At 72.5% G+C, this 26,104-nt stretch carries 20 protein-coding genes; 10 read left to right on the top strand and 10 right to left on the bottom strand.

The genetic code is table 11. The features are described from left to right. Positions 1 to 30 precede the first annotated feature (30 nt). Positions 31 to 621 (top strand): sensor histidine kinase, encoded by a 591-nt coding sequence (locus H7965_RS03640; RefSeq protein ID WP_186769181.1) that lies wholly within the window; start codon positions 31 to 33, stop codon positions 619 to 621. 216 nt (positions 622 to 837) lie between these two features. Here the strand turns inward: H7965_RS03640 and H7965_RS03635 are convergent, their stop codons facing one another. Continuing rightward, positions 838 to 1,782 carry a Bug family tripartite tricarboxylate transporter substrate binding protein gene (locus H7965_RS03635; protein ID WP_186769180.1) on the bottom strand — a complete coding sequence of 315 codons (945 nt, stop codon included), beginning with the start codon at positions 1,780 to 1,782 and terminating at the stop codon, positions 838 to 840. A gap of 177 nt (positions 1,783 to 1,959) precedes the next feature. Then, on the bottom strand, positions 1,960 to 3,546 hold the full coding sequence (locus H7965_RS03630; RefSeq protein ID WP_222440452.1) for an ABC transporter substrate-binding protein: 1,587 nt from the start codon (positions 3,544 to 3,546) through the stop codon (positions 1,960 to 1,962). A 166-nt stretch (positions 3,547 to 3,712) separates the two neighbouring features. Between H7965_RS03630 and H7965_RS03625 the strand changes: the two genes are divergently transcribed. Continuing rightward, on the top strand, positions 3,713 to 6,556 hold the full coding sequence (locus H7965_RS03625) for an ATP-dependent DNA helicase (protein ID WP_186769178.1): 2,844 nt from the start codon (positions 3,713 to 3,715) through the stop codon (positions 6,554 to 6,556). Between the two features lie 93 nt (positions 6,557 to 6,649). Next, positions 6,650 to 7,066, top strand: coding sequence for a tellurite resistance TerB family protein (locus tag H7965_RS03620; RefSeq protein WP_186769177.1), 417 nt, complete (start codon positions 6,650 to 6,652; stop codon positions 7,064 to 7,066). Between the two features lie 163 nt (positions 7,067 to 7,229). On the opposite strand, the gene H7965_RS03615 is transcribed toward H7965_RS03620, so the two are convergent. From H7965_RS03615 to H7965_RS03595, 5 genes are all read right to left on the bottom strand, one after another. Further along, positions 7,230 to 7,748: a hypothetical protein gene (locus H7965_RS03615; protein WP_186769176.1), complete on the bottom strand. Its 519-nt coding sequence runs from the start codon at positions 7,746 to 7,748 to the stop codon at positions 7,230 to 7,232. An 11-nt stretch (positions 7,749 to 7,759) separates the two neighbouring features. After that, on the bottom strand, positions 7,760 to 8,929 hold the full coding sequence (locus H7965_RS03610) for a zinc-dependent alcohol dehydrogenase (protein WP_186769175.1): 1,170 nt from the start codon (positions 8,927 to 8,929) through the stop codon (positions 7,760 to 7,762). A gap of 85 nt (positions 8,930 to 9,014) precedes the next feature. Further along, positions 9,015 to 9,959 carry a cation diffusion facilitator family transporter gene (locus H7965_RS03605; protein WP_186769174.1) on the bottom strand — a complete coding sequence of 315 codons (945 nt, stop codon included), beginning with the start codon at positions 9,957 to 9,959 and terminating at the stop codon, positions 9,015 to 9,017. A gap of 97 nt (positions 9,960 to 10,056) precedes the next feature. Continuing rightward, positions 10,057 to 10,851: a Bax inhibitor-1/YccA family protein gene (locus tag H7965_RS03600; protein WP_186769173.1), complete on the bottom strand. Its 795-nt coding sequence runs from the start codon at positions 10,849 to 10,851 to the stop codon at positions 10,057 to 10,059. A gap of 186 nt (positions 10,852 to 11,037) precedes the next feature. Next, a complete protein-coding gene (locus H7965_RS03595; RefSeq protein WP_261394067.1) occupies positions 11,038 to 13,536 on the bottom strand; it encodes an ABC transporter permease in 2,499 nt (832 codons plus the stop codon). Between the two features lie 134 nt (positions 13,537 to 13,670). On the opposite strand from H7965_RS03595, the gene H7965_RS03590 reads away from it, so the two are divergent. Further along, on the top strand, positions 13,671 to 14,405 hold the full coding sequence (locus tag H7965_RS03590) for a TerC family protein (protein WP_186769171.1): 735 nt from the start codon (positions 13,671 to 13,673) through the stop codon (positions 14,403 to 14,405). A 92-nt stretch (positions 14,406 to 14,497) separates the two neighbouring features. On the opposite strand, the gene H7965_RS03585 is transcribed toward H7965_RS03590, so the two are convergent. Continuing rightward, the gene (locus tag H7965_RS03585; protein WP_229682448.1) at positions 14,498 to 15,292 is read right to left on the bottom strand and encodes an SDR family NAD(P)-dependent oxidoreductase; all 795 of its coding nucleotides are present in this window, start codon (positions 15,290 to 15,292) and stop codon (positions 14,498 to 14,500) included. Positions 15,293 to 15,331: 39 nt separating this feature from the next. Between H7965_RS03585 and H7965_RS03580 the strand changes: the two genes are divergently transcribed. Both H7965_RS03580 and gmk read left to right on the top strand, forming a co-directional pair. Then, positions 15,332 to 16,231: a YicC/YloC family endoribonuclease gene (locus tag H7965_RS03580; protein ID WP_229682449.1), complete on the top strand. Its 900-nt coding sequence runs from the start codon at positions 15,332 to 15,334 to the stop codon at positions 16,229 to 16,231. Then, positions 16,228 to 16,863, top strand: coding sequence for a guanylate kinase (gmk, locus tag H7965_RS03575; RefSeq protein ID WP_186769169.1), 636 nt, complete (start codon positions 16,228 to 16,230; stop codon positions 16,861 to 16,863). Before H7965_RS03580 ends, gmk begins: the two co-directional genes overlap by 4 nt. 50 nt (positions 16,864 to 16,913) lie before the next feature. On the opposite strand, the gene hrpB is transcribed toward gmk, so the two are convergent. After that, positions 16,914 to 19,427 carry an ATP-dependent helicase HrpB gene (hrpB, locus tag H7965_RS03570; protein ID WP_229682450.1) on the bottom strand — a complete coding sequence of 838 codons (2,514 nt, stop codon included), beginning with the start codon at positions 19,425 to 19,427 and terminating at the stop codon, positions 16,914 to 16,916. After that, entirely contained in the window at positions 19,424 to 20,242 is an 819-nt protein-coding gene (locus tag H7965_RS03565) for an alpha/beta fold hydrolase (protein ID WP_186769167.1), read from the bottom strand. The genes hrpB and H7965_RS03565 overlap by 4 nt, the downstream gene beginning before the upstream one ends. Before the next feature lie 105 nt (positions 20,243 to 20,347). Here H7965_RS03565 and H7965_RS03560 point away from each other — a divergent pair, with 105 nt between their 5' ends. The 4 genes from H7965_RS03560 to H7965_RS03545 all read left to right on the top strand — a co-directional run bounded on the left by H7965_RS03560 (position 20,348) and on the right by H7965_RS03545 (position 26,095). Further along, positions 20,348 to 22,405, top strand: coding sequence for a protein-disulfide reductase DsbD family protein (locus tag H7965_RS03560; protein ID WP_186769166.1), 2,058 nt, complete (start codon positions 20,348 to 20,350; stop codon positions 22,403 to 22,405). 70 nt (positions 22,406 to 22,475) lie between these two features. After that, positions 22,476 to 23,444, top strand: coding sequence for a lysophospholipid acyltransferase family protein (locus H7965_RS03555; RefSeq protein ID WP_186769165.1), 969 nt, complete (start codon positions 22,476 to 22,478; stop codon positions 23,442 to 23,444). A gap of 153 nt (positions 23,445 to 23,597) precedes the next feature. Beyond that, positions 23,598 to 25,004 carry a tRNA (N6-isopentenyl adenosine(37)-C2)-methylthiotransferase MiaB gene (gene miaB, locus H7965_RS03550; RefSeq protein WP_186769164.1) on the top strand — a complete coding sequence of 469 codons (1,407 nt, stop codon included), beginning with the start codon at positions 23,598 to 23,600 and terminating at the stop codon, positions 25,002 to 25,004. Then, complete coding sequence (locus H7965_RS03545; RefSeq protein ID WP_186769163.1) at positions 25,001 to 26,095, top strand: PhoH family protein; 1,095 nt, start codon at positions 25,001 to 25,003, stop codon at positions 26,093 to 26,095. Before miaB ends, H7965_RS03545 begins: the two co-directional genes overlap by 4 nt. Positions 26,096 to 26,104: the final 9 nt, after the last annotated feature.

Raw genomic sequence — 26,104 nt, 5'->3', positions numbered from 1 at the left:
GATGCCGGATTCCGGCGCAAGGCGGCAAGGATGGCGGCCTTGGCGGGCCTCGCCCGACCGGTGCAGCACGACATCAACAACCTGCTGACCGTGGTCTTCGCCAATCTGGAGATGCTGAAGCGCACCGCTGCCGCGGGCGGGCCGCAGCGCCAGCTCGACCGCATCCAGGAAGCCGCGCGCCGCTTCGAGGGCACCAGCCGCGCGATCCTGTCGATGCTGCGCCGCCCGGCCGCCGGCGAGGTGACGATCCGGCTGTCCGAGGTGATCGCGGCGATGCAGCCGTTGCTGCATCTGCTGCTGCCCGCCCCTGGCGCGCTGACGCTGGAGATCGCCGTCGAGGATAGGCCGGTCCGCATCGACCGCGCGGCCCTGGAGGAGGCGCTGCTGGCGCTGGCCGAGCAGGCGGCGGAGACGCTGCCGCGCGGCTCCGGCATCCGCCTTGCCGTTGTCCGGCGCGAGTCCTGCAGTGAGCTCGCCATCGTGGCACCGCAAGGGACGAGCCTGCCGGCCCTGGCGACGCTGGCCGCCCTGGCCGAGGCCTCGGGCGGCAGCGGAACGGTCGAGGATGGCTGCTGCCGGCTGACGCTGCCGCCAGAGGTTCTGGCGGCAACACCAGCCTAGAGCAGCCTCCGACCTGATGGATCACGGCGTGATCCATCAGGTCGGAGATAAGCTGCTCTAGCTCTTGTATTTTCTAGAGCAAGAGATCCGATCAGGTGATTCCACCCGATCGGATATTGCTTTAGGGCGGCATCGCCCGGAGGCGTGAATCCGCTCTGCAACACATGGCGCCTTCGTGCCGCGGGCAGCCAAGGCTGCCCGCAATCGGCCGTCGTCCTACTCCACCGTGATGTTCGAGGCGGCGACGATCTCGCGCCAGCGCCGCTGCTCGGCGGTGGTGAAGGCCGCAAGCTCAGCGGCATCGCCCGGGACCGGCTCGAAGCCCAGCTCCGCCAGCCGGGCGATCAGCGCCGTATCGCCGAGGGTCCGGCGCACCGCCGCTGCGGCGCCGGCCAGCGCCTCGGCCGGCGTGCCAGCCGGCGCATAGACGCCCATCCAGGCGCTGAAGTCGTAGCCCGCCAGCCCGGCTTCCTGAAGCGTCGGCAGGCCCGGCAGCAGCGCGCTGCGCTGCGCGCCGGTGACCGCCAGCGGCCGCACCTCATTGGCGCGGGCCAGCGGCAGGCCAACGGTGAGATCGACGATGGCGAAGGAGATCCGCCCCGCCACCAGATCCGTCATGGTGTTGGCCGAGGAGCGGTAGGGCACGTCCAGTACCTCGGCGCCGATCTGCCGAATGAAGGTCTTGCCCGCCGCAAGGTAGACCGCCGACCAATGGCCGAAGGTCAGCGCCCCGGGCCGCGCCCGGGCCTGGCCGATCAGCTCCGCGATGGTCTGCGCCGGCACGCCGGGATTGACCGCCAGCATCAGCGGAAAGACTCCAACCCGCGCCACCGGCACGAAGTCGCGCTGCGGATCATAGGGCAGGCTGCGATAGAGCGCCGGGTTGATCGCCTGGGTGGTGCCGGTGGTGAGGAACAGGGTGTAGCCATCGGGCCGCGCCCGCGCCGCCGCCGTCGCACCGATGGTGCCATTGGCGCCGCCGCGGTTCTCGATCACCACCGGCTGGCCCAGCGCGCGGCCGAGCTGGTCGGCCAGGATTCGCGCCACGCCATCCGTGCCGCCGCCCGGCGCGAAGGGCACGATGGCCGTGATCGGCCGCTCCGGCCAGGCTGCCACCGCCGGCCGCCCCGTCAGCGCCAGCAGCAGCGCACCCAGGAGCATGCATGTGAATCGCACTCTGTCGTTCCTCCATCTTCGTTGCCACCGCAGGGATGACGTGCCCCGCACTGTCGCACCCGGCAGCAGATTGGTTCGAGGATGTTAGGACGAGTTGCGCGATTGCTCGATGCCCGGCGGCCGCGGGCATAGCGGAATTCGCGCCGCATCCTGGCCTGCGCCTCAAGCGGATCGGCTGAGGTCGCGGAAATCCGGCTGGCGGAGGAACCAGTAGGTGAAGCCCTCGATGTCGCGCGCCATCACCGCATTCAGCGCCGGCTTCCACAAGGGCACCAGCGGCACCTCCGCCGCGGCCAGCGCGATCATCCGCCGCGCCATTGCCTGGAATCGCGCGCCGTCGCGTTCGAACCGCGCTTCCTGGACGAGCGCATCGACCTCCGGGTTGCGCCAGCTGGAGAAATTCCAGCGCTGCTCGCCGCTGTAGATGACGCGGAAAAAATAGTCGGTCGCCGGGAAGATGGCGCCGGAGGTCTCGATCAGCATGGGCAGGCGCTTCTCCGTCATCGCGCTGGCCATCTGCGCATCCGGCAGCTTCTGCACCGTGACCTCGATCCCGATGCGGCCGAGCGCCTCCTGCACCAGCGTGGCGATCGGCTCGTTCACCTGCGCCGCGCCGACGCCAAAGCTGAGCGTGGTGCGCAGCCCGCCGGCGAAGCCTGCCTCGGCCAGCTTCGCCCGCGCCAGGGCGGGGTCGGTACGGAAGGGCATGGGCTGCGGGAACACCGCGTCATCCGGCTCGCCGGTCCAGGTGGCGCCGAACAGCCGCTCACCGCGGCCGAAGACCGCGGCCTGGAAAAGATCCTCATAGGGCAGCGCCGCCGCCACTGCCTGGCGCAGCGCGATGCTGTCGAAGGGGGGTTGGCGGGTGTTGAAGGCGAGGAAACTCATGATGCTCTGCTGCGGCATCTGCACCACCTTCACCCGGCCGCGGCGCTCCAGCGCGATCACGTCGCTCGATTGCAGGTCGAGCGAGAAATCGGCATCGCCGCGCTCGATCAGGCTGGCCCGCGTCGCCGGTTCCGGCACGGTCTGGATGATGACGCGGCGGAAGAAGGGCAGCGGGCCACACCGCCATGCGTCGTTGCGGCGCAGGATGAGCTGTTCGCCGGGGCGGAAGCTCTCCACCCGGTAGGCACCGCCGGCGGCGGTGTTCGATTTGAGCCATTCGCTCGCCCAGGGATCGGCCGCGGTCGCATGCGGCCGGGCGAGCCGGGCATTGAGCATCGGCATGAAGATGGTGGCGAGGTTGGGCAGCGCCATGCGGTCCGGCCGCGGCAGGGTGATCTCGACCACCCGCTCGCCCAGCACGCGGAACTGGTCGGGGCTGGTCATCGAGCCGGTCTCAGCCTGCGTCCGCGCCATGCTTTGGGCGCCGACCACCCGGTCCAGCGACCATTTGACATCCTCCGCCGTCACCGGGCTGCCATCGTGCCAGGTGGCGCCGGGACGCAGGTGCAGGGTGATCCGCAGACCGTCGGCGCTGAGCGCATAACGCTCCGCCAGCGCGCCCTCCAGCCGGTCGTAGTCGAAGATGAAGCCGGTCCCCTGCGGCTTGCGGCCGAAGCGCAGCAGCGTGTCCGCCACATGCACCGCGCAGCCGGTCGATTCGCGCGTCGCGCCGAACCGCACCGGGTCCAGGGAATTGACGCTGCCGCCCATGACGCAGCGGAGCGTCTCCGCCCGGCCCTGCGCCCTGGCGGCGAAGGGCAGCAGGGTTCCGGCGGCCAGCAGCCCGCGGCGGTCGATCATCGCAGCCCCTCCATGTCCCATCCAATCGGGGCGCCTCATAGCCGAGGCGGCGCCGAAGGTTGCGGGCGTCGACGTCGCCGCTGCCTTGCGTGCCGGGCGGGTCACGCCGCCCGCCGCCGTGCCATCGGCCGCGACCGGGCGTGATGGTTGCGCTACACCAGGGGCAATGGCCTCCGCTCCCCGCCTGCTTCTGCCCGATGCCCCGGCGCTGGTCGCCGCCCATGGCCGCGCCACCCTGCTGACGCCGGATGGCGAGTTGCTGGAGCTTTCGGCCGCCGAGGTGGCGCGGGCGCTGGAGGAGATGCCGCCGCCGCTGCTGGTGCATGGCCCGGCAACGGCACGACGGCTCGACCTGCCACGCTTCGACCTGACCTTCGACCTGCTGGAGCTCTTCGCCTTCTGCCGCCCCGCCCAACTGGCGGCGCCGACGCCACGTGGCCTCGCCATGGCGCTGGACCTGCCCCTGCCGCGCGACGATGCCGCCGCCGCCGCGCTGCTGCCGGAGATGGCAACGGCGCTGCTGCGGCACCTGGCCCTCGGCCGCGGCACGCCGCTCAACCGCGACGCCGCCACCCTGGCGGCGCAGATGGAGAAGGCCGCCGGCTGGCCCTGGGCGCCGGCGGTGCTGGCCGCCCTTGGCGCCGAGGAGACGAAGCCCTCGCTGGAGGCGCACCGGGTCTGGCGCCGGCTGCCGGAATGGGAGGACCCCGGACCGGCCCAGCCACCCGCCAGCTTCGATGTCTCCCCGGCGGAGGCCCGGCTGCGGCTTGGCCAGATCCTCGGCGAGGGGGCGGAGCAGCGCCCGCAGCAGGCGGACTACGCCTCAGCCGCCAGCGGCGCCTTCGCCCCGCGCGACGACCGCGGCCAGCCGCATGTGGTACTGGCCGAGGCCGGCACCGGCACCGGCAAGACCCTCGGCTACATCGCCCCGGCCAGCCTTTGGGCGGAACGCAACGGCGCGCCGGTCTGGATCTCCACCTTCACCCGCAACCTGCAGCGGCAGATCGACCAGGAGCTCAGCCGGCTCTACCCGGAGCCGGAGGAGCGGCGGCGGCGCATCGTCATCCGCAAGGGGCGGGAGAATTACCTCTGCCTGCTGAACCTTGAGGAAATGCTCGGCCAGGCCGGCCAGCCGGACATGGGGGTGCCGCTGGGGCTGGTGGCGCGCTGGGCGTTGGCGACCCGCGACGGCGACCTGATGGGCGGCGACTTCCCCGGCTGGATCACCGAGCTGCACGGTCCGCACGCGATCTGGCCGCTGGCCGACCGGCGCGGCGAATGCATCCGCTCCGCCTGTCCGCGCTACAAGCAATGCTACGTCGAGCATTCCATCCGCCGCGCCCGCACCGCGACGCTGGTGGTGGCGAACCACGCGCTGGTCATGGTCCAGGCGGCGCTCGGCGGCGCCGAGGGCAGGAGCGAGGATGTAAGGCCGCTGCGCTACGTCTTCGACGAGGGGCACCACCTGTTCGATGCCGCCGACGCCGCCTTCAGCGCCGCCATCACCGGTGCCGAGACCGCGGAGCTGCGCCGCTGGCTGCTCGGCGCCGAGGGTGGCCGCAGCCGCGCCCGCGGCATGCGGCGGCGGATCGAGGAACTCGCCGGCGAGTCGGGCGGCGGCACCGCCCCCGATCTGCTGACCCCGATGGAGGCGGCGCTGCAGGCCGCCCGCGCCCTGCCTGGCCTCGGCTGGGTCGCCCGCCTCTCCGAGGAGCCGCGCGAGCCGGCGAGCGAAGCCGCGGCCGAACGCCTGACCAACCCGACCGAGGTCTTTCTGCGCGCCGCCCGCCGGCAGGTGCTGGCCCGCGCCGCGGAGGAGGAGGGGCTCTACGACGCGCAATGCGACCTGCACCCGCTGGGCGAGGACATGGCCGAGGCGGCGGAGGCGCTGGAACGGGCGCTGAAGCGGCTGGAGGAGCCGCTGACCACCCTGCGCGACCGGCTGCAGGCCCGGCTGGAGGATGAGGTGGAGGAGCTGGAGACCGGCGACCGCATCCGCCTGGACACCGCCGCCCGCGGCATCGAGCGGCGCGGGCTGATCCCGCTGAAGGCTTGGCAGGCGATGCTTCAGGCGCTGCGCGCACCGCCGCCTGTGCCGGGGGAGCGGCGGGTCTTCGTCGATTGGCTGGCGCTGACCCGGCGCGAGGGGCGAGAGGTGGATGCCGGGCTGCATCGCCACTGGCTGGACCCGACCACCCCCTTCGCCATGGCGGTCGCCGCGCCGGCGCATGGGGTGCTGATCACCTCCGCCACATTGCTGGACCGCAGGGGCGACGCGGGGCTGGCGGAGGAGCCGGAGGCCGCCTGGGCCGCCGCCGAGGCCCGCACCGGCGCCAGCCACCTGGCGACGCCGGCGATCCGCGCCGCCGTCGCCTCTCCGTTCGATTACGCCAGCCGCACCCGTGCCTTCGTGGTGACCGATGTGGACAAGACCCGCAGCGGTCAGGTGGCGGCGGCGATGCAGGCGCTGTTCCAGGCCGCAGGCGGCGGCGCGCTCGGCCTGTTCACCGCCATCCGCAGGTTGCGCGAGAGCTACCAGCGCATGGCGCCAGGGCTGGAGCGGGCGGGCATCCCGCTCTACGCCCAGCATGTCGACGCCATGGACAATGCGACGCTGGTGGATGTGTTCCGGGCCGAGGAGGATGCCTGCCTGCTCGGCACCGATGCCATGCGGGACGGCGTCGATGTCCCAGGCCGGTCGCTGCGGCTGCTGGTGTTCGACCGGGTCCCCTGGCCACGGCCCTCCATCCTGCACCGGGAACGACGTATCCATCTCTCGGGCGGCGATCCCAAGGGCTATGACGATGCGCTGGCGCGGCACCGGCTGCGGCAGGCCTTCGGCCGGCTGATCCGGCGGGGCGAGGACAAGGGGGTGTTCGTGCTGCTCGACCGCTCCTGCCCCTCCCGCCTGCTGGCCGGGCTGCCGCCGGGGGTGCAGCCGCGCCGGCTGGGGCTGGCGGAAGCGGTCGCGGAAACCCGCGCCTTCCTCGCTGACGAATCCGCGTGTTGACGTCACCGCCGCATCGCGCGACGTGGAGCATGCGTTGGTTCGATTTCACGCCACGGCTGCACCGCGGCGATCGGGCCTGGAAAGCGAGGACCCATGCCGAACACCCGTTTCAATCCGCAAGAGGCATTGGTCTGCGCCATGGTGCTCATGGGCGCCTCTGACCGGCAGATGTCGGATGCCGAGCTCGGCATGATGTCCCGCCTGGTGCAGAGCCTGCCGGTGTTCAGCGACTTCCACCCGAGCGGCATCGCCAGCGTCACCGAAACCTGCCTCCGCCTGCTGGAGCGCGAGGACGGGCTCGACCGCGCCTGCACCCTGATCCGCGAGGCGCTGCCGCCGCGGCTGCGCGAAACCGCCTATCTGCTGGCCTGCGAGGTCGCCGCGGCGGATGGCGAGGCGACCCAGGGGGAGCTGCGGTTCCTGCAGGATTTCCGCATCGCCATGGACATCGACCGGCTGATCGCCGGCGCGATCGAGCGGGCGGCCAAGGCGCGATATCAGGTCGTTTAGCGGGCTCGCGGCCGACCGCCGGCGCGCCCCTGGTCCGTCATGGTTGGGCTTGGCCTGACCATCCAACCTGTTGCTTTCACGGCTGAGGCGGATGCGCGGGCCAAGCCCACGCATGGCAGGCAGGGGCAACCCGCGCCTTGCCGGATCGACTGGCCAACTGCCGTCAGGCCGCCGGCACCCAGGGCCGCAGCGGCTCTGGCGTGCGCATGTCGGCCGGCACCTCGAAGTCCCGCGCGGCGCCGCGCATCGCCTCCGGTGGCCGCGGCAATCCGCTGCGGCGGCTGTAGTCGGGCGGCACCGCCCGCGCCCGGCGCCGGGCCCTGAGGCTGCTGGCGCAGAGCACGTCGAGCACCGTCACCCCGAGCACCGCCGCCAGGGCGATGCCCGCGCCCTCGCGCCGGTCGTCATGGCCGTCCAGCCCGGTCGCCAGGGTGCCGATGTCCAGCGCATCGCCCGCCACCCTGCCCCAGATCCAGGGCTCGGGATCGCGCGAGGCGAGGATGCCGATGCCGGTCGCCACCTCCCGCACGCCATAGCTGGCCAGCAGCCGTTCGTTGCCGCGCAGGTTGAGGCCGCGCGCCAGCGCATGCGGCGCCAGCATCTCCACCAGCCCGATCCCGATGCTGAACCAGCCGAGGCCCTGGGCCAGCGCATCCGGCCGCGTGTTGCGTCGCTTCGCCATCGCCTTGCCCCTCATGGCTTCAGCACCACCTTGATGCAGTTGTCCTTCTTGTCGCGGAAGGTCTTGTACATCTCCGGCCCCTGCTCGAGTCCGACGGTATGGGTGATGACGAAGGAGGGGTCGATCTGGCCCTGCTGGATGCGGCGCAGCAGGTCGTCGGTCCAGCGGTTCACATGGGTCTGGCCCATGCGAAAGGTCAGGCCCTTGTTCATCGCCATGCCGAACGGAACCTTGTCCAGCAGCCCGCCATAGACACCGGGGATGGAGAGCGTTCCGGCCGGGCGGCAGACATACATCATCTCCCGCAACACATGCGGCCGGTCGGTCTCCAGCATCACTGCCTGCTTGGCACGGTCGTAGAGGCTGTCGAGGGTGGCGGTGGCATGCGCTTCCATGCCGACCGCGTCGATGCATTTCTCCGGCCCCTTGCCGCCGGTCAGCTCGTTCAGCCGCTCCACCACGCTCTCGGCCATGAAGTCGATGGTCGTGGCGCCGCCGGCTCGGGCCATGGCAAGGCGTTCCGGCACGGTGTCGATGGCGATGACCTGCTTCGCGCCGAGCAGCACGGCGCTACGGATGGCGAATTGCCCGACCGGGCCGCAGCCCCAGATGGCCACCGTATCGGTCGGCTGGATGTCGCATTGCACCGCCGCCTGCCAGCCGGTCGGGAAGATGTCGCCGAGGAACAGCACCTGCTCGTCGGTGACCCCATCCGGGATCTTCACATGCGTCTTGTCGGCGAAGGGCACGCGGACGTATTCCGCCTGGCCGCCGGCGTAGCCGCCGGTCAGGTGGGTGTAGCCGAACAGCCCCGCGGTGGCGTGGCCGAACACCTTGTCGGCCAGCGACTTGTTGCGGTTGCTGCGTTCGCAGACCGAGAAATTGCCACGCCGGCACTGGTCGCATTCGCCGCAGATGATGGTGAAGGGCACGACGATGCGGTCGCCCTTCTTCAGCACCGTGTTCTCCGGCCCGACCTCCTCGACCACGCCCATGAACTCATGGCCCATGATGTCGCCGCTCTCCATCCCCGGCATGAAGCCGTCGTAGAGATGCAGGTCGGAGCCGCAGATGGCGCAGGCCGTCACCTTGATGATGGCGTCGCGCGGGTGCTCGATCTTCGGATCGGGCACGGTGTCGCAGCGGATGTCCTGCTTGCCGTGCCAGCAGAGTGCGCGCATGCGGTTGTCTCCCTCGTGGCCGGCACGTGGCGCGGCGGCCGTCCCAGGGGCAAACGCGGCATGGCGGGTGGGGTTGTCGGGTGGTTCAGACCACTTCGGCGGGGGCAAGGCGGCAGGGATGGGCAGGGTCGCCCGCCTCGACCTGCAGGGTGGCATGGCCGATGCCGAAGCGGTCCCGCAACGCTTCCTGCACGGTGGTGAGGAAACCGTCGTCCAGCCCGGCCGCGGGGCGCACCAGATGCGCCGTCAGGGCCGTCTCGGTGGTCGAGATCGCCCAGACGTGCAGGTCATGCACCTCGGCCACGCCGGGGGCCGCCTGGAGGTAGGTCAGCACCGCCGCCGGATCGATGCCGGGCGGCACCGCATCCATCGCCAGGTCCACCGCCTCCCGCAGCAGCCCCCAGGTGCCGATCAGGATCACCGCGGCGATGCCGAGACCGAGGACCGGGTCGATCCAGGCCCAGCCGGTGGCGTCGATCAGCAGCGCCCCGGCCACCACGCCGGCGGAGACGCCGGCATCGGCCAGCATGTGCAGATAGGCGCCGCGACGGTTGAGGTCGGCGTGGCGGCCGCGGGCGAACAGCAGCGCCGTGCCGGCATTGACCAGCACCCCGACGGCGGCGACCCAGAGCATGAAGCCGGTGGCGACCGGCGCCGGGTCCAGCAGCCGCTGCGCCGATTCCAGGGCGATGGCGCCGACCGCGACCAGCAGCAGCATCGCGTTGGCCAGCGCCGCCAGGATGGTCCCGCGGTGCCAGCCATAGGTCCGCCGCCCGCCCGGCTGACGCCGCGCCAGCCGCACCGCGCCCCAGGCAAGCATCAGCCCCAGCACGTCCGAAAGGTTGTGCGCCGCATCCGCCAGCAGCGCCAGGGAGCCGGCAAGCAGGCCGGCCGCGGCTTCCGCCAGCACGAAGCCGAGGTTGAGTGCGACGCCGGCGGCGAAGCCCCGCTCCTCCGGCCTGGGTCCATGCTGATGGCCGCCGTGGCCGTGCTGGCGGTGGCCGTGGTGGTGCGCGTGCGGCTCGGTCATGGCGTCGAAAGCCGTGCGCCGGACCGGCGGCCGAGGCAAGAAAAAAGCCCCGGAGACGGTGTCTCCGGGGCTCGATCCTCGTAGCTGGTGACTAGGATCAGTCGTTGCCCTGGCGTACGCCAACCAGTTGCAGCATGAACTGGAACAGGTTGATGAAGTTCAGATAGAGGGCCAGCGCGTCCATCACGCTACGCTTGCCGGCTTCCTCGGTCCCCTCGGCGTAGGAGTGCTCGATGTAGTCGGCCTTGATCCGCTGGGTGTCATAGGCGGTGAGGCCGAGGAACACGAGCACGCCGATCACGCTGATGGCGAAGGCCAGCGCCGACGACTGCATGAAGATGTTCACGACCATGGCGATCAGGATGCCGATCAGCCCCATGATCAGGAAGCTGCCCATCCGCGTCAGGTCGGCCTTGGTGGTGTAGCCGTAGAGGCTGACCGCGGCATACATGCCGGCCGTGGCGAAGAAGGTGCTGGCGATCGAAGCACCGGTGTAGCGGAAGGCCAAGTTGCTGATGCTGGCGCCCATGCAGACGGCGAAGGCCCAGAACAGCATCTGCGCCGTCGATTTGCTCAGCCGGTTGTAGCCGAAGCTCAGCACCAGGATGAAGGCGAGTGGGGAAAGGGCGGCGACCCAGAACAGGATCGTCGGCTGCATCGCGACGCGACCGTTCGGCAGGCGCACCGCCTGGTAGAACAGCTCCTGAAGCGCTGGAACGGTCACGACGGCAAGGGCCACGATGCCGGTCAGCAGCAGCCCGGATGCCATCCAATTATAGACCCGGAGCATATATGCCCGGAGCCCGGCATCGACGGCAGCGGCGTCGGCGGTCGCGGTACGACCCCAGCCTGACGCACCCGTCTGGAATCGATAGTCGGGTTGAAGGGCCATTGGTGTCTTGAACCTCCGAAAGTGGGGACGTAGCCCCGCGTCACGCTGTATATGGAGAATCGGTAATCCGCTTCAATGGGAATCGGCAGCGATTCCGATCTTCCCCGTGCGGCGGAGCCTGGATGCCCGCAATGTTGATCCGGGGACGGCGGGCACGTCCCTCATGTGGCGAAGTGTGACCGGTTGCTACTCATGGCGCAACAGCGGCCCTGGCCGGGCCCGCAGCGCCAGCATGCCGCCAATCTGGCCGCAGCCGAGGGTCAGCAGCATACAGCCCAGCACGGTGGCCACCAGCGTCCCTGGCAGCAGTACCCACTCCGCCCGCATCACCAGCCGCACCACCGCCCAGGCACCGACGCTGCCGGCCACCGCCGCCAGCCCACCGGCCACCAGCCCGACCAAGGCGTATTCCACCAGCCAAGCGGCACGGATCTGCGCCCTTGTTGCGCCCAGGATCTTCAGCACCACCGCATCCCGCACCCGCCGGCGCTGCCCGGCGGCGATGGCTCCGGCCAACACCAGCCCGCCGGCCAGCAGGGTGATGCCGCCGGTCGCCGTCATCGCCACCCCGACCCGGCCCAGCAACGCCGCCACCGCCTCCAGCGCATCCCGCACCCGGATGCCGGAGACGTTGGGGAAGGCATCGGTCACCGCCCGCAGCACCGCGGCATCCCGTGCCGGGTCGCCGCGGAGGGTGGCGATATGGGTGTGCGGCGCCGCCTCCAGCAGGCCAGGCGAGGCCACCAGGGTGAAGTTCATCCCGAGTCCACGCCATTCCACCGCCCGCAGATTGGCGATGCGCAGGTCGATCGTGCGGCCGAGGATGTTGACCGAGATGGTATCGCCGATCCCCACCCCCCAGCCCTGCGCTATCCCGGCGTCGAGCGACAGCAGCGGCTCCCCCCGGTAATCCGCCGGCCACCACTGGCCGGCGGTGATCCTCGTGCCCTCCGGCGGGGTGGCGGAATAGGTCAGGCCGCGGTCGCCGCGCAGCGCCCAGGCGGTCTCCGGCGTGGTCCGCGCCCGCTCGGCCGGCACGCCGTTCACCGCCACCACCCGGGCGCGCAGGCTCGGCATCCGCTTCACCTCCGCCACGCCGGGCAGGCCGCGGGCCAGCGCGTCGAAGCGCACCGCCTGATCGGACTGGATGTCGATGAAGAAGAAATTCGGTGCCTGCGCCGGCATCTCCCCGGCCAGTTGCCGCCGCAGGTTGCCCTCGATCTGGGCGATGGCGGCCAGGGTGGTGAGGCCGATGCCAAGCGCCACCACCATCACCGGCGTCGGCGCCGCCGGCCGGTGCAGATTGGCGAGGCCGAGCCGCCAGGCTGGGCGGCGGATATGGCCGAGCCGCCGGGCAAGGCGCATCAGCCCTTCCGCCCCGCCGCGGAACAGGACCAGCGCCGCCACCGCCGCGGCGCAGAACCAGGCGGCGATGACCGGGTCGCCTGAGGTGGTGACGATCAGCCCGACCAGCGCCACCCCGGCCGCGAGGTTCATCCCCAGCACGCCCCAGCCCGGCTGGCCCCCGGTCGGCTGCACCGCATCCCGGAACAGTGCCGCGCCGGAGATCCGCGCCGCCCGGCCGAGCGGCCAGAGCGCGAAGGCCAGTGCCGTCAGCAGCCCGTACAGCGCCGCCAGCGCCAGCGGCTGCGGATAGGGCGCCAACCGCGGCGGCACCGGCAGCGCCCCGGCCAGCGCCTGCGCCGCCGCCCAGCTCAACCCGTAGCCGGCCACCAGCCCGACCGCGATGCCGAGCGCCGCCAGCGCCAGGACCTGCAACAGATAAGTGAGGAAGATGGTCGAGGAAGCCGCGCCCAGGCAGCGCAGGGTGGCGATGCTCCGTGCCCGCGCCTCCAGCCAGGCCCGCACCCCGGTGGCGACGCCAATGCCGCCGACCAGCAGCGCGGTCAGCCCGGCCAGGGTGAGGAAGGCGGCGGCGCGGTCGAGGAAGCGGTTCACCCCCGGCTCCGCGGCATCGGCGGTGCGAATCCGCCAGCCCTCGGCCGGGAAGGCCGCGCGCAGCGCCGCGGCGAAGCCGCGGGGGGCGATACCAGGTGGCAGGCGGATGCGCAGCTCGTGCTGCGCCAGGCTGCCCGGCTGCAACAGGCCGGCACGGTCCAGCGCCGCGCGCGTCACCAGGGCGCGCGGCCCGAAGATCGCTGGGGTGGCGACCTTGTCAGGCTCCTGCGTCACCAGTGCGGCGAAGCGCAGCTCGGCCTCGCCGATCCGCACCCGGTCGCCGGGCGCCAGCCCCAGCCGTTCCGCCACCATCGGGTCGAGCGCGACGGTATCCTCGGCCAGCGCCACCGCCGGCTCCAGACCCAGCGTCCCGTACAGCGGATAGGCGCCGTCCACCGCCTTCAGCTCGACCAGCATTCGCTCGGCCGAGGGAGCGACCAGCATGGCCCGCAGGCTGACGATCTCGGAGACGTTGCCGCCGCGGGCGGTGATCCAGGCCCGCGCCTCCGGCCCGGCCGGGCGGGCGCCGCTGCGCAGTTCGACATCGCCGCCGAGCAGCCGCGCCCCATCCGCCGCCAGCCCCGCCTGCAACCCGGCCCGCAGGGTGCCGACCGCGGCGATGGCGGCGACACCAAGGGCGAGGCAGGCCAGCACGATGCGCAACGAGCGCGCGCCGCCACGCAGGTCTCGCCGCGCCAGCCTGGCGCCAAGCGACAATTGACCCATCATGCCCAAGCGGCGGCCCCCGGCTGTGCTGCGGAAGTGTCACAAGATGGCACGGTGCGCCGGCCATATAAGCCCTGGCGGCAAATCTGCCGGTGACGAAGCGTTACGCCGGGCATAGCCGGGAGAGGATGGGCATGGAAACCGAATTGCTGGTGGCACTCGTCGCGCTGATCGCCATGGAAGTGGTGCTCGGCATCGACAATCTGGTGTTCATCGCCATCCTGTCGAACCGGCTGCCCGAGGCACAGCGCGTCTCGGCCCGGCGGGCGGGCCTCGGCCTCGCGGTGCTCATGCGGTTCGCGATGCTGGCGGGTGCCACCTGGCTGCTGTCGCTGACCCGGCCCTGGTTCACCCTGCTGGGGGTCGAATTCTCCGGCAAGGATCTGATCCTGCTCGCCGGCGGGCTGTTCCTGATCGGCAAGGCGGTGGTCGAGATCCACCACCGGGTAGACCCGGCGTCCCAGGCCGCCAGCCATGCCGCGGATGCCGCGACGGCCCGCTTCTGGCCGACCGTGGCGCAGATCCTGCTGCTCGACCTGGTGTTCTCGGTGGACAGCATCCTGGCCGCGGTGGCGCTGACGCGGGAGTTCTGGGTCATTGCCACCGCCATCATCATCTCCGTGCTGGCGATGCTGATGTCGATGGATGCGCTCTCCCGCTTCATGGAACGCAACCCGACGGTGGTGATGCTGGCCCTCGCCTTCCTGGTGATGATCGGCATGGTGCTGGTGGCGGAAGGCTTCGGCTTCCACGTGCCGAAGGGCTTCGTCTACGCCGCCATGGCCTTCGCCACGGGGGTGGAGGCGCTGAACCTGCTGGCGAAGCGGGCCATGCGGAGGCGGCCTGATACCGGCGGACCGGTTCACTGACCGGTCCGAGGCCGCGAATGTGGCCCGCGCCAAGTGGCGCGGCCCGGTTTGAGCCGCCCTGAACGTGTCAACCTTCAGGGCCGCTGGTGAGGCTAACCCGGATCGGCAGCTTTCGCCGGCCAGGGATTGAGCAGCGCCGCCCGCAGTCCGGGCGGCAGGCCGCCGACCAGCCGCGCCGCCAGGTAGAGCGGCCAGGGATAGGCCACCCGCACCCGCCCGGCGGCGATCCCCGACAGGGTCCGGCGGGCGGCGTCCTCGGCCTCCATCAGCAGCGGCATGGGGAAGCGGTTGCGCGCCGTCATCGGGGTGCGGATGTAGCCAGGGCAAATCGCGTGCAGTCGGATGCCGCGCCGCCGCTCGCTGGCGTCCAGCGCCTCCGTCCAGCGCTGCACCGCGGCCTTGCTGGCGCAGTAGGCCGGCGCCCCCGGAGCGGCGACGAAGGCGGCGATGGAGGCGACCACGGCGACCCGCCCGCGCACCCCATCCGCCCCCGGCGACTGTTCGGCCATCGCCTCGATCGCCGGCAGCACGGTGTTCAGCACGCCGGTGACATTGGTCTCGAACACCGCGCGGGAGACCGCCATCGGCTCCGCCCGGCCGCCGGTGCCGGCGGAGATGCCGGCATTGGCGATGACGAGGTCGAGCCGGCCGGCGCCGCCGATCCATTCGGCCATAGAAGTGGCATCCCGCACCTCCACCACCCGCGGCCGCGCTTCCGCCCCCGCCGCGATGCAGGCCTCGGCCACCTCGCCGATCCGCGCCGCGTCACGGCCAGCCAGGTGCAGCGTCACCCCGGGCGCCGTGCAAGCCAGCGCCAGGGCGCGCCCCAGCCCGGAGGAGGCGCCGGTGATCAGCACCTGGCGCCAGGGCCAGCCTCGGTCGGCCATCGCTTGCATCCTCCCCCGCCACGCGGGACAAGCGCCCGCATGGGCACCCTTATGAGCATGACCGGCTTCGCGCGCGAGAGCGGCAGCCTGGGCGACGGCACCGCATTTGTCTGGGAACTGCGCAGCGTGAACGGCCGGGGCCTCGACCTGCGCCTCCGCCTGCCGAACGGCCAGGATGCGCTGGAGCCGCTGCTGCGGGAGGCCACGGCGAAGCGGCTGAAGCGCGGCAATGTCTCGGCCACCCTGAGCCTGAAGCGGGAGGAGCGGCCGAAGCTGGCGGTCGATCCAGCCGCGCTGGAACAGGTGCTGAAGCTGGCCCTCGACCTCGCCGGGCGGATCCGCGGCAGCGTCGCGCCACGGGCCGAGGCGCTGCTCGCCCTGCCCGGGGTGATGCGCGCCGAGGTGCCGGAGGTGGACGAGGCGCAGCAGGACGCCGCCCGCGCCACCCTGGCGGAAGCCTATGGCCGCGCCCTCTCCGGCCTGGTCGCGGCGCGGCAGGGCGAGGGGGCACGGCTGCATTCCATCCTCGCCGGGCTGCTGGACGAGATCGCCACGCTGCGCGACGCCGCCGCCGAGGCCGCCGCCGGTCAGCCGGAAGCCCAGCGCGCCAGGCTGCTGGAACAGCTCGCCGCGCTCCTCGGCGAGGCCGGCCGCGCCCGGGTGCCGGAGGAGCGGCTCGCCCAGGAGGTCGCGCTGCTGGCGCAGAAATCCGATGTGCGGGAGGAGCTGGACCGGCTCACCGCGCATATCGAGGCGGCGCGGGCGCTGCTGGCGGCGGGCGACGGCGCCGGCCGCAAGCTGGATTTCCTCACCCAGGAATTCCAGCGGGAGGCGAATACCCTCTGCTCCAAATCCGCCTCGGTGCCGCTGACGCGCATCGGTCTGGAGCTGAAGGCGGCGATCGAGCGGCTGCGCGAGCAGGCGGCGAACATCGAATGAGTGCGGCGGGTGGGCCGCGCCGCGGGGTCTGCCTGGTGCTGGCAGCGGCGCCGGGCGGCGGCAAGACCAGCATCTCCCGCGCCCTGTTGGGGAGCGAGCCTGCGCTCTCGCTCTCCATCAGCGCCACCACCCGGGCACCGCGCCCGGGCGAGCAGGAGGGGGTGCACTACTTCTTCCGCACGCCGGAGCATTTCGCCGCCGGGGTCGCCGCCGGGGAGTTCCTGGAGCACGCCACCTTCCTCGGCCGTTCCTACGGCACGCCGCGGGCCCCGGTCGAGGCGGCGCTGGCGGCCGGGCAGGACGTGCTGTTCGACATCGAATGGCAGGGCCACCGGCTGCTGAAGGCGGCGATGCCCGAGGATGTCGTCGGCATCTTCCTGCTGCCGCCAAGCCTCGCCGAGTTGGAACGCCGCCTCCGCGGCCGCGGCCAGGACCCGGAGCCGGAGATCGCCCGGCGCCTGGAAGCGGCGCGGACCGAGATGCAGCACTGGGACGAGTTCGACCACGTCCTGGTCAACGCCGATTTCGACGCGACCGTGGCGGCGGCGCGGGCCGTGCTGCATGCGGCGCGAACCCGGCGGACGCGGCAACCCTGGCTGGCCGGCTTCGTCGCCGGGCTGTTGCGTGGGTAGGTCGGTAGCGCCGCTCCCGTTCCACTGAGGTTCATGCTTGGGCCGTTGGGCTACCGCCGCGCCAATTCGCCGGGCCGCAGCGCGTCGGCCACCGCGCTGGCGGGATCTTCCGGCCAATTATGCTTTGGGTAACGGCCGCGCATGTCCTTGCGGGCGTCCAGCCAGCCGCCCTTCCAGAAGCCGCCGAGATCACCGGTGACGGCGATCGGCCGGCCGGCGGGCGAGAGCAGCGCCACCTGCAGCGGCACCCGCCCTTCCGCCAGCGGCGGCAGGGTCGCCAGCCCGTAGAGGTGCTGCGCCCGGGCTTCCAGGGTCGGCACATCGCGGGCGTAATCGATGGCGGCGCTGCGGCCGACGGGCAACGGCAGCCGGGACGGCAGCGCGGTGTCCAGGCGGCGGCGCTGCTCCCACTCCAGCCGGTTCAGCAGCAGGTCGGGCAGGTTGAGCCCGGCCAGTTCCGACAGCCGCGACCTGCCGTGCAGCGCGGGCGCCAGCCAGTCCTGGACCGTGGCGATCAGCGCCGCATCACTGAGGTCGGGCCAGGTCTCGCCTTCCACACGGCGCAGCCAGCCGATCCGCGCCTGGATCTGCCGCGCGGTGTCGCCCCAGGGCAGGTCGCGCAGCCCGCGCTCCGCCACCGCGGCAGCCAGCGCCGCGGCCACGGTGGCGGGGTCGGCGTGCGGCAGCGGCTGCTCTTCCAGCACCAGCGGGCCGAAGCGTAAGCGGCGGCGGGCCTGGACGGCGCCGGTACGGGCATCGAAGGCGGCAGCCTCCTCGCGGATGAAGCGTCCAGGAAACCGCTCTTCCAGCACCGCGCGGTCAAGCGGCGCGGCCATGCGGATGCGCGCCTCGGTGCCCTGCAATTCGAGGTCGGCGACCGCCAGCAGCGGTGATTTCGCCAGCGGGTCGGTCGCCGGCAGCCTGGCGCCCTGGCCGGACGCCAGCCGGAAGGCGCCGGCCATCACCCCGCGCATGGCGGCGATCCGGTCGGGAAAGCCGGCGGCCAGCAGCGCGCCCGGGTCGCCTTCGGCGCGGGTGGTGCCGTGCACGCGGAGCCGCCTTCGGTGCAGCGCCGCGGCGCGGCGGATGCGCTGGAGGGTGGCGCGGTCGGCGTTCGGATGGTCTCCGCCATGCAGCAGGTCGAGCCTCAGGCCAATGTCGCTCGGCGCCTCCTGCCCGCCGCCACGGGTATTGCCGCGCCGGATCGGGTCCCGCTCCTCCAGCAGCGCGGCGAGGTCGGCGGCCATCGCCTTCTCCCCCTCCGTCTCGGCCGCCGCCAGCATCCGGGCGAGGCGCGGATGGGTGCCGAGCCGGGCCATGAGGCGGCCGATGGGGCTGGCCCGGCCGGCGTCGTCCAGCGCGTCGAGGTCGCGCAGCAGCGCCCGCGCCGCCGCCATGGCGCCGGCCGGCGGCGGGTCGAGCCAGGACAGATCGCCCGGCGCGGTGCCCCAGGCGGCGAGGTCGAGGGCGAGGCCGGACAGCTCGCTTTCCAGGATCTCCGGCCGGTCGGCCGGCGCCAGGCCGCGGTGCAGCGCCTCCGACCACAGCCTTATGGCGACGCCCGGCGCGGTGCGGCCGGCGCGGCCGGCGCGCTGCTCCGCCGCCGCCTTGCTGATGCGGACGGTGACGAGGCGGGAGAGGCCGGTCGCCGGGTCCAGCCGCGGCGTCCGGCGGAAGCCGCCATCGACCACGATGCGGACGCCGGGCACGGTCAGCGAGGTTTCGGCGATGGAGGTGGCCAGCACCACCTTGCGACGGTCGCTGGGACCGAGGGCGCGGTCCTGCTCGGCCGGCGGCAACTCGCCATGCAGCGGCAGCACCTCCGCATCAAGGCCGACGAGGCGTTCCGCGGTGCGGCGGATCTCGCCCCAGCCGGGCAGGAAGGCCAGCACATCGCCGGGGTGCTCACGCAGCGCCGCACGGATGGCACCGGCCATCGCCTCCGGCAGGTCGCGCGGGTCGGCCAGATCACGCGGGCGGTGCTCCAGCGTCACCGGAAAGGCGCGGCCGAGGCTTTCCACCACCGGCGCCTCGCCGAGCAACCCGGCGAAGGCGGCGCCATCGATGGTCGCCGACATGGCCAGCAGCCGCAGCTCCGGCCTAAGGCCGCGCTGCAGGTCAAGGCAGAGCGCCAGCGCCAGATCGGTGTCGAGGTTGCGCTCATGCGCCTCGTCGAACAGCACCGCGGCGACGCCGTCGAGGCCCGGGTCGGATTGCAGCCGGCGGACCAGCAGCCCTTCCGTCACCACCTCCACCCGCGTCGCCGGCGAGATGGCGCGGTCGAGCCGGGTGGCAAGGCCGATGGTCTGGCCCGGTGCGCTCTCGCCGATCAGCTCGGCCATCCGCCGCGCCGCCGCCCGCGCCGCGACCCGGCGGGGCTCCAGCACCAGGATCTTCTGCCCCTCGGCCCAGGGCTCATCCTTCAGGACCAGCGGCACCAGCGTGGTCTTGCCGGCGCCGGGCGGGGCGATGAGCACGGCGTTCGAGCCATGGCGCAGGGCCTCGACAAGCGCCGGCAGCGCCTCGGTAACCGGCAGCTTCGGTAGCAGGATGGTGGTCGTCACGCCGCGGGGCCGCAGCGCCGTTCGAGGAAGCCGCGCAGCGCGGCGGCGCATTCGCGGCCATGCGACAGCGGCAGCCCGTGCCTGGCATGCGGAAAGACCCGCAGTTCGGCGCCCGGGATGGCGGCGTGCAGCTCGGCGGCGATGCCGACCGGGATGAAGGGGCTGGAATCCGGATGCAGGATCAGGGTCGGCGCGGTGATGCCGCCGATCGCTTCGGACAGGTCGCTGCGCAGCAGCAGCTCCGCCAGGCCAAGGGTCGCCGCCGCCGAGCAATTTGCCTGCTCCTGCCGGAACCAACGGTCTTTCGCCTCGGTCAGTGCGCCGGGGAAGAAGCGCCATTCCATCATCCGGTCGGCCCAATCCGCCTGGCCGGCGGTGGCAATCCGCTCATTCCACACCCCGCGGACATTGCGCACCGCGCTGCCCCGGTGCGCCGCATTGCTGACGGTGAGGCTGAGCAGCCGCCCCGGATGGGCGATGGCGGCGGCCATTGCCGCCGTGCCGCCAGCGGATTCGCCCACCAGATGGAAGCGCTCCAGCCCCTCGGCCTCGGCGATGGCGAGGATATCCTCGACCATCAGCTCGAAGGTCCAGGGCAGCGCCTCGTCCAGCGGGGCGGAGCGGCCGAAGCCGCGGGTGTCGAACAGCACCAGCCGGTAGGCGTCGCAGAGCAGCGGCACCCAGTCGCTCCAGAGCGCCGCAGTGGTGCTCACGCCATGGTGGAAGATGATGGTCGGCGGATTCGCCACCCAGGGCGGCGTCGTATCGATGACGTGATAGCCGAGCCGGCATCCGGGGCGGTCGACGAAGGGCATGGGGGCGCTTCCCGTGGCAGGATTGGCCCGGTTCTACCCGCTCCCCGCGCCCCGGTCACACGGGCCTTGTTTGGGCGCGCGGGCGTCCTGTTTTATGGAAGCGCCATGCGCCACCTTTTGCCGTTGCTCGCCCTGCTTCTGCTCGCCCCCTCCGTTCATGCGGCGGAGAGCGAGGCGGTGCGCTCGCCCCGCGCGGTGGCCAGCCTGGTGGCGGAGGCCGCGGCGGTGGCGCCGGGCCAGCCCTTCCGTGTAGGCCTGCGGCTGCGGCTGGCGCCGGGCTGGCACAGCTACTGGCGCAACGCCGGGGACGCCGGGGCGGCGCCCGAGGTCGCGCTCACCTTGCCGGAGGGCGCCACTGCCGGGCCGATCGAATGGCCGGCGCCCAGCCGCATCGCCTACGGCCCGCTGGTGAATTTCGGCTACGAGGGCGAGGTGCTGCTGCCGCTGCGGGTCACCCCGCCGCCCGGCCTCGCCCCCGGTACGCGCTTCACCGTGGAGGCGGAGGCGAGCTGGCTGGTCTGCGAGCAGCTCTGCATCCCGGAGGAAGGCCGCTTCCGCCTGGACCTGCCGGTGGCCGCCACCGGCAGCGCCGACGCTGGCCTTGCCGCGCTGTTCACCGCCACCGAGGCGGCGACGCCGCGCGCCTCCCCCTGGCCGGCCCGCGCCGCCCTGGCGGGGAGCCGCGGCAGCCTGACCCTGGCGGGTGAGGGGCTGGCCCCGGGTCGCATCCGCGAAGCCTTCTTCTTCCCGGCCGAGGGCGGCCTCATCGAGAATGCCGCGCCGCAGCCGCTGCGGCTGGGTGACGGGACGCTGACCCTGGCCCTGACCCGGCCGGAGGGCGCGGCGCTGCCCGCCACGCTGGAGGGCGTCGTTGCCCTGGTCGATGCCGCCGGGGTGCGCTCGACCTATGCCGTCGCCGCGCCGGTCGGCGGGGTGCCGGAGACCGCCGCGCCGGCATTGCCGCTGGGGCAGGCGCTGCTCTGGGCCTTCCTCGGCGGGCTGCTGCTGAACCTGATGCCCTGCGTCTTCCCGGTGCTGGCGATGAAGGCGATGGCGCTGGCCCGGCTGTCCGGCGCCGCCCGGGTCGAGGTGCGGGCGCATGCCGCCAGCTATACCCTTGGTGTGCTTGCCACCTTCCTGGCGCTCGCCGGGCTGCTGATCGGGCTGCGGGCCGGCGGGGTCGCGGCCGGCTGGGGCTTCCAGTTCACCGCCCCGGCCTTCGTCGCCGCCCTCGCCTGGCTGATGCTGGCGGTGGGGCTCAACCTCTCCGGCGTCTACGACCTCGGCCGAACGGTCGGAGCCGGCGGGGCGCTGGCGGCGCGCGGCGGCCATGCCGGCAGCTTCGCCACCGGGGCGCTGGCGGTGCTGGTCGCCACGCCCTGCACCGCCCCCTTCATGGCGGCAGCGATCGGCACCGCCCTCGCCTTGCCGGCGGCGGCGACACTGGCGGTCTTCGCCGCCCTCGGCCTCGGGCTTGCGGCACCCTATGCGCTACTCGGCCTCTTCCCTGGCCTTGCCGGCCTCCTGCCGCGGCCGGGCGGCTGGATGGAACGGCTGCGCCAGGGCCTCGCCTTCCCGATGTATGGCGCCGCGGCCTGGCTCGCCTGGGTTCTGGCGCAGCAGGCGGGGCCGGAGGGACTGGCCTTCCTGCTCGCTGGCGCGGTGCTGACCGGCTTCGCCGCCTGGGCGCTGGGGGTGGCGCAGCGCAGTGCCGGCGGTGGCCGCCGGGCCGGGCGGGCACTGGCCGGGGTGGCGGCGCTGGCCGCCCTCGCATTGCTGCCCGGCCTCGCCGCCGCGCCGCCCCCTGCCGCGGCGGCGGAGGCCGGGGCCGAGCCCTGGTCGGCCACCCGTGTCGCCGCCCTGCAGGCCGAGGGACGGCCGGTCTTGGTCAACCTCACCGCCGCCTGGTGCATCACCTGCCAAGTGAACGAACGCCTGGTGCTGCGCGGCGCCGCGGTGCAGGCCGCCTTCGCCAGCCGCAACCTCGCCTATCTCAAGGGCGACTGGACCAATGGCGACGCCGCCATCGGCGCCCTGCTGCGGGAGCATGGGCGGGAGGGCGTGCCGCTCTACCTGCTGTTCCCGGCCGGCGGCGGGGCCCCGGCGGTGCTGCCACAGGTGCTGACCGAGGGCATCGTGCTGCGCGCGCTTGCCGAGGGTTGATCCACTGTAACGCAGGCTTCGCGGAGCCGTCATTGCGGCGTCGCCATGCGCGGGCTATCGGCCTTGGGGTATGGAAGCCGTGGCCCGCGCCCCGATAGACGCCCTCCGTCCCCGCCGCCTGCGCCGGAAGTCGCCGCTGCGCTTCGGCAACCGGCTGCCCGGCGGGCGGCTGTTCGATGTCTTCGAGGACCGCCCGCTCGGCGGCCGCATCCGTGCCGTTCGGCGCATCGTCACGGTCCTGCTCTGGACCCTGATCGCCATCCCGATCCAGGCGGTGCTGATTGCCCTGCCGGGGCGCGGCAAGGTGGTCTTCGCACGGACGTATCATGCGGTGCTCTGCTGGCTGATCGGCCTCAAGGTCCAGGTCGTCGGCAAGGCGGGCCGCGACCGGCCGGTGCTGTTCCTGTCCAACCATTCCTCCTGGCTCGACGTGCTGGTGCTCGGCGGCGTCATCGAGGGCTGCTTCGTCGCCAAGGGCGAGGTCGGCACCTGGCCGCTGATCAGCTGGGTGGCGAAGCTCGGCCGCAGCGTCTTCGTCAGCCGCAGCCGCGGCCGCACCGGCACCGAGGCGGCGGCGATGCGCGAGCGGCTGGCGGCTGGCGACAGCCTGATCCTGTTCCCCGAGGGCACCAGCAACGATGGCACGCGGGTGCTGCCCTTCCGCAGCAGCTTCCTGGCGGTGGCCGATGCGGCGCAGCAGGTGCAGCCGGTATCCGTGGTCTACGACCGGCTGGGCGGGCTGCCGGCCGGGCGGCGCGACCGGCCGCTGTTCGCCTGGTACGGCGACATGGAGATCGGCAGCCATTTCTGGCAGCTCGCCCGGCACAGCGGCAGCCGCGCCACGGTGGTGCTGCACGAGCCCTTCAGCCCGGCCCTGCTGCCGGATCGCAAGGCGCTGACGGCCGAGGCCTGGCGGATCGTGTCCGAAGGCGCCGCGACCTTGCGGCAGAACCGCGCCGTGGCGCCGCTGCCGGCCCCCTCGCCCGCCGTCTACGAGGCCCTGGCCTTGTCGCGACGGCGCGACGTATCCGGCGCTTGACCGGTACGCCGCCGGTGGCCGAGGCTGTTCCCGTGAGACGATTCGCGCACCCTCAGGGGCCGCCGCCGGCTTGACCGCGCCATGCGGCTTCCGCATCTCCCGCCGAATATCCGCCGCCACCATGCGCGCGGAGCGGCGGAGTCTTTACCTCGCATGACGACACCAGCGGCCGAGCCCCGGAAGCGCCTGTTCATCCGGACCTGGGGTTGCCAGATGAATGTCTACGACAGCGCCCGCATGGCGGATGTGCTGGCACCCCTCGGCTACGCCCCGGCTGAGGCGCCGGAGGCGGCTGACATGGTCATCCTCAACACCTGCCACATCCGCGAGAAGGCCAGCGAGAAGCTGTTCTCCGAACTCGGCCGGCTGCGCGACACCAAGCGGGAACGGGCGGCCGCCGGCCAGGAGATGGTGCTGGCCGTCGCCGGCTGCGTCGCCCAGGCGGAGGGCGCCGAGATCACCGCCCGCGCCCCCTGGGTGGATATCGTGCTCGGCCCGCAGACCTACCACCGGCTGCCGGAGATGGTGGCCCGCGCCAGCCGCGCCGCCGGGACGGTGATCGAGACTGATTTCCCGGTCGAGGCCAAGTTCGACCATCTGCCCGAGACGGTGGCGCCGCCGGGGGTGACCGCCTTCCTGACGGTGCAGGAAGGCTGCGACAAATTCTGCAGCTTCTGCGTGGTGCCCTACACCCGCGGCGCCGAATACTCCCGCCCCGCCGCCGCGGTACTGGCCGAGGCCCGCCGGCTGGTGGCCGGGGGGGCGCGGGAGATCACCCTGCTCGGGCAGAATGTGAACGCCTATCACGGGGAGGCGGTGGCGGGCGGCGGCACCTGGGGCCTCGGCCGGCTGCTGCGGGCGCTGGCGGAAATCCCCGGTCTGCTGCGGCTGCGCTACACCACCAGCCACCCGCGCGACATGGACGCCGAGCTGATCGCCGCCCACCGCGACCTGCCGATGCTGATGCCCTTCCTGCACCTGCCGGTGCAAAGCGGCAGCGACCGGGTGCTGGCGGCGATGAACCGCGGCCATACCGCGGCGGAGTTCCGCGCGGTGGTCGAGCGGCTGCGGGCGGCCCGGCCGGACATCGCCCTCTCCTCCGACTTCATCGTTGGCCACCCCGGTGAGACCGCGGCGGATTTCGCGGCGACCCTGTCGCTGGTGCGGGAGGTCGGTTTTCCGCAGGCTTTTAGCTTCAAGTATTCCGCCCGCCCTGGAACCCCGGCCGCGGCAGCGCCACATCAGGTACCGGAGCCGGAGAAGGACGCGCGGCTACAGGCGCTGCAGAGCCTGCTGCGGGACCAGCAGGCCGGCTTCAATCATTCACGGGTCGGGATGACCCTGCCCGTGCTGATCACCGGCGCCGGCCGCCATCCCGGCCAGATTGCCGGTCGTTCGCCCTGGCTGCAGCCGGTGCACCTGCCCGGTTCCCTGGCCCTGGTCGGCCGCGAGGTGCCGGTCACGGTGCTCGCCGGCAATCCCAATTCCCTCTCCGGCCGGCTGGCAGCCGGGGATGTGGCCCGCAGCAACCAGCCCAGTGAGGAGCCCGCCCCCGCTTGAACCCCGCCGCCATCGCCCTCAGGCCCGGAGACGGCCGCGCCACGCTACGCCCGGCTTCCCCCCCTCCCCTCCTTCCCGAACAGCGCAGCGTCACGCTGCAATTCGACGACAATGGCCTGCTCCCCCTGCTGTACGGGGAACATGACCGCCATCTGGCGCGGATCGAGCAGCGGCTGGGGATAAGGCTCGGGTCGCGCGGCAACCGGCTGACTCTGGCCGGTGCCACCGCGGCGACCGAGGTGGCGGAGGCGGCGCTCAAGGCGCTCTGGCGCCGGTTGGAGAAGGGGCAGGGCGTGACCACCGCGGATGTTGAGGCGGCGCTCCGCATGGCGGAAGGCGAGGCGGAGAACGACCCCCGGCTGCCGTTGCAGGATGTGCCGGAGATCCGCACCCGCAAGGCGGCGATCGCGCCGCGCACCCCTGCCCAGGCCGCCTATATCGAGATGCTGGCGCGGCAGGAGATGGTGTTCGGCGTCGGCCCGGCCGGTACCGGCAAGACCTACCTCGCGGTCGCCCAGGGCGTGGCGCTGCTGCAGGCCGGGAGGGTCGATCGCATCGTGCTGTCCCGCCCGGCGGTGGAGGCAGGGGAGCGGCTTGGCTTCCTGCCCGGCGACATGAAGGAGAAGGTGGACCCCTATCTGCGCCCCCTGTATGACGCGCTGCACGACATGCTGCCCGCCGAACAGGTCGCCCGCCGCATCACCTCGGGCGAAATAGAGATTGCGCCCCTGGCCTTCATGCGGGGCCGCACCTTGGCGCATTGTTATGCTATTCTTGACGAGGCGCAGAACACCACGCCGGCACAGATAAAGATGTTCCTGACCCGGATGGGCGAGGGGACACGCATGGTGATCACCGGCGATCCGACCCAGGTCGATCTGCCGGCGGGACAGAGAAGCGGGTTGATCGACGCGCTTGGCATCCTGGACGGGGTGCCGGGCATCGGGGTCGCTCACTTCGACGAACGCGACGTGGTGCGGCACCCACTGGTGGCGCGCATCGTCGCGGCTTACGGACGCGCCGACGCGCAATCTGCCGAAGTGCAGGCCGAGCGTCGGGGGAAGAAGGAACGCGATGGAACCGGGAAGTAGTCGTCCTGG

Origin of the sequence: Siccirubricoccus deserti (assembly GCF_014283215.1) — a bacterium.
GTDB classification, from domain to species: domain Bacteria; phylum Pseudomonadota; class Alphaproteobacteria; order Acetobacterales; family Acetobacteraceae; genus Siccirubricoccus; species Siccirubricoccus deserti.
Note: the sequence above shows the minus strand (reverse complement) of the source record. Positions and strands in the feature narration are given on the sequence as shown.